Source organism: Mesorhizobium sp. M7A.F.Ca.AU.001.01.1.1, from assembly GCF_004022735.1.
Lineage (GTDB): Bacteria > Pseudomonadota > Alphaproteobacteria > Rhizobiales > Rhizobiaceae > Mesorhizobium > Mesorhizobium ciceri.
This window is the reverse complement of the sequence record NZ_RZPF01000763.1, coordinates 1-2,946: the sequence shown is the minus strand read 5'-3', so window position 1 is coordinate 2,946 and position 2,946 is coordinate 1. Positions and strand designations below refer to the sequence as shown.

5 protein-coding genes are annotated in these 2,946 nt (G+C 62.8%); 4 read left to right on the top strand and 1 reads right to left on the bottom strand.

The genetic code is table 11. The features are described 5' to 3' along the window. Both metK and EN884_RS31370 read left to right on the top strand, forming a co-directional pair. Positions 1 to 843: methionine adenosyltransferase (metK, locus tag EN884_RS31375; protein ID WP_128360949.1), on the top strand; the 843-nt coding region annotated here is incomplete at its 5' end. 23 nt (positions 844 to 866) lie between these two features. Beyond that, complete coding sequence (locus tag EN884_RS31370; protein ID WP_024503462.1) at positions 867 to 1,568, top strand: tRNA (guanosine(46)-N(7))-methyltransferase TrmB; 702 nt, start codon at positions 867 to 869, stop codon at positions 1,566 to 1,568. Between the two features lie 66 nt (positions 1,569 to 1,634). Here the strand turns inward: EN884_RS31370 and EN884_RS31365 are convergent, their stop codons facing one another. Continuing rightward, the gene (locus tag EN884_RS31365) at positions 1,635 to 1,802 is read right to left on the bottom strand and encodes a hypothetical protein (protein ID WP_013527898.1); all 168 of its coding nucleotides are present in this window, start codon (positions 1,800 to 1,802) and stop codon (positions 1,635 to 1,637) included. 299 nt (positions 1,803 to 2,101) lie between these two features. Here EN884_RS31365 and rimP point away from each other — a divergent pair, with 299 nt between their 5' ends. Both rimP and EN884_RS40210 read left to right on the top strand, forming a co-directional pair. Next, entirely contained in the window at positions 2,102 to 2,746 is a 645-nt protein-coding gene (rimP, locus tag EN884_RS31360) for a ribosome maturation factor RimP (protein WP_013527897.1), read from the top strand. A gap of 49 nt (positions 2,747 to 2,795) precedes the next feature. Next, positions 2,796 to 2,946, top strand: a 151-nt coding sequence (locus tag EN884_RS40210) for a NusA N-terminal domain-containing protein (protein WP_164895274.1), incomplete at its 3' end; no start/stop codon positions are given.

Below are 2,946 nucleotides of genomic sequence, written 5' to 3'. Positions count from 1 at the left end.
CGTCAGGGCGAAGAGGGTGCCGGCGACCAGGGCATCATGTTCGGTTATGCCTGCCGCGAGACGCCGGATTTGATGCCGGCGCCGATCTACTACAGCCACAAGATCCTCGAACTGCTGGCTGCTGCCCGTCACGAAGGCAGCGGTGAAGCCGGCAGGCTCGGGCCGGATGCCAAGAGCCAGGTCACCGTTCGCTATGTCGATGGCAAGGCCGCCGAGGCGACGCAGATCGTGCTGTCCACGCAGCATCTCGATGCGAGCTGGGATTCAAAGAAGGTCCGCAAGGTCGTCGAACCCTATATCCGCGAGGCGCTGGGCGACCTCAAGATCGCCGACGATTGCATGTGGTACATCAATCCGACCGGCAAGTTCGTCATCGGCGGGCCGGACGGCGACGCCGGCCTGACCGGCCGCAAGATCATCGTCGACACCTACGGTGGTGCCGCACCCCATGGCGGCGGCGCTTTCTCCGGCAAGGACACCACCAAGGTGGATCGTTCGGCAGCCTATGCGGCGCGCTACCTGGCCAAGAACGTGGTGGCGGCGAAACTCGCCGACCGCTGCACCATCCAGCTTTCCTACGCCATCGGCGTCGCCCAGCCGCTGTCGGTCTATGTCGACTTGCATGGTACCGGCAAGGTCGACGAGGCAAAGCTCGAGGACGCGCTGCGCACGGTGATGGATCTGTCGCCGTCGGGCATCCGCCGTCACCTCGATCTCAACAAACCGATCTACGCCAAGACGTCGTCCTACGGCCATTTCGGCCGCAAGGCCGGCCGTGATGGGTCTTTCTCCTGGGAAAAGACCGATCTCGCCAAGGCGCTCAAGGACGCGGTCGCCGCCTGACAGCGGCGCCGCGAAGTCCCGCCATGGATCCGAAGGACAGACCAAGCCGCGCGACCGAAGCCTTTTTCGGTCGCCGGCGCGGCAAGACCATGCGTCCGCAACAGGCGGCCGCGCTGGAAAGCGGCTTCGGTGTATATCGGCTCGATCTGGCGGCCGAGCCGCCGGCCGATCTGCAAACTCTGTTTCAGACCGATGTCAGCGCGGTTCGCCTCGAGATTGGCTTCGGCGGTGGCGAACATCTCCTGCACCGCGCGACCGAGGCGCCTTCGATCGGCTTTATCGGCGTCGAGCCCTTCGTCAACGGCATGGCCAAGATGATGATGGCGGTGCGCGAGAAACCGCTCGCCAATCTGCGGGTTTATGACGACGACGCCACAAGGCTGCTCGACTGGCTGCCGCAGGCCTCGCTCGGCGGCCTCGATCTGCTCTATCCCGACCCCTGGCCGAAGAAGAAACACTGGAAGCGACGTTTCGTAAGCCCGGTCAATCTCGAGCGGTTCGCGCGCGTGCTGAAGCCTGGTTCAAAATTCCGCTTCGCCTCCGACATCGACACTTATGTCAACTGGACCTTGCTGCATTGCCGCGCGCATGGCGCGTTCGCATGGCAGGCTTGCGAGGCGGCGGACTGGCACCGGCCCTATGATGGTTGGCCGGGCACCCGTTACGAGGCCAAGGCCATTCGTGAGGGCCGGCGGCCGGCCTATCTTACCTTCATTCGGAAATAGGCTCGCGGTCTTAGAGCAATTCCAGGAAAAGTGTGAAACGGTTTTCCGTCCGGAATTGCGTCAAAGCTAGAATCGGCGGCCGATGCGATCGAAGGCGGCAGGCTCGACGCCGAGGTTGCGCAGGTCGTCGGCGCGCGGCCTGCGACCGGCTTCTACGGCCCGTGAAGCGGCCACGGCGCTGCCGAATACGGTGAAGAAGTCGCCTATTGCAGAAAATATCTTGCGATTGCTCATGATCATGTCCTTTCGCGCACGTGTGACGCACGGCCACCTTTGTGCAGCGCAGCGTAAGTAGGTGCGTTTCAGCGCCAATCCCATTGGGGCCGCCGCATGGGCGCCATGCGCTCCATGCAACGCTGGCGGGGGCCACCTCGATGGCAGCGTTGCCCGACCAGCATAGCGGGCTTGAAACACAGGCCGCGATCGTCTATATCAGCCTCAAATTCTTGGTCGGTATGACGAAGAGTGGGTCCACCCGGTCCCGCTCTTTTTTATTACCTGCCGATAACTTGGTAGAGAACGACAGGGCTTCAATGACTGCAACGGCAAGCGAGGGCGACGATCGCATCATCCGCGAAAGCGGCATCGATGCGCGCATCGCGCTGATCGTCCAGCCGGTTCTGCGCGGCATCGGCTTCCGCCTCGTGCGGGTGCATCTGTCGGGCCAGAACGGGCTGACGCTGCAGATCATGGCCGAACGCGAGGACGGCACCATGACCGTCGAGGATTGCGAAGAGGTCAGCCGCGCGGTGTCGCCGGCGCTCGATGTCGATGATCCGATCGAAAAGGCCTACCATCTTGAAGTCTCGTCGCCCGGCATCGACCGGCCGCTGGTCCGCAAATCGGATTTCACGACCTGGACGGGTCATCTGGTGAAAATGGAAACATCGATCGTCGTCGCCGACCGCAAGCGCTTCAAGGGCAAGATCGCCGAAGCCGGCGAAGACGATGTGCTGATCGAGCGCGACAAGGCAGCCTATGGCGAGGAGCCGACGGTGCGCGTCCCCTATGACGCGATTGCCGATGTGCGCCTGATCCTGACCGACGATCTCATCCGCGATGCCCTGTCGAAGGACAACAGGGCGCGCAAGGAAGCCAAGAAGCGCCGTGGCGAACCGGACGACGACGAGTCGGGTGCGGAAGCGGACGCCACGGAAGAACACGAACAGGAACTATGATTGAGCTGCCGGGCGCAAAGGTCCGGCAAACAAGCTCGGGAGAAAAACGATGGTTGTAAGCGCCAACAGACTTGAATTGCTGCAGATCGCCGACGCGGTCGCGCGTGAAAAGTCGATCGACAAGTCGATCGTCATCGCCGCCATGGCCGATGCGATCCAGAAGGCGGCGCGCTCGCGTTACGGTCAGGAGACCAACATCC

Coding starts and splice junctions, on each gene's coding strand:
- EN884_RS31370 (WP_024503462.1), top strand. CDS start 867: ATGGATCCGAAGGACAGACCAAGCCGCGCGACCGAAGCCTTTTTCGGT.
- rimP (WP_013527897.1), top strand. CDS start 2,102: ATGACTGCAACGGCAAGCGAGGGCGACGATCGCATCATCCGCGAAAGC.
- EN884_RS31365 (WP_013527898.1), bottom strand. CDS start 1,802: ATGAGCAATCGCAAGATATTTTCTGCAATAGGCGACTTCTTCACCGTA.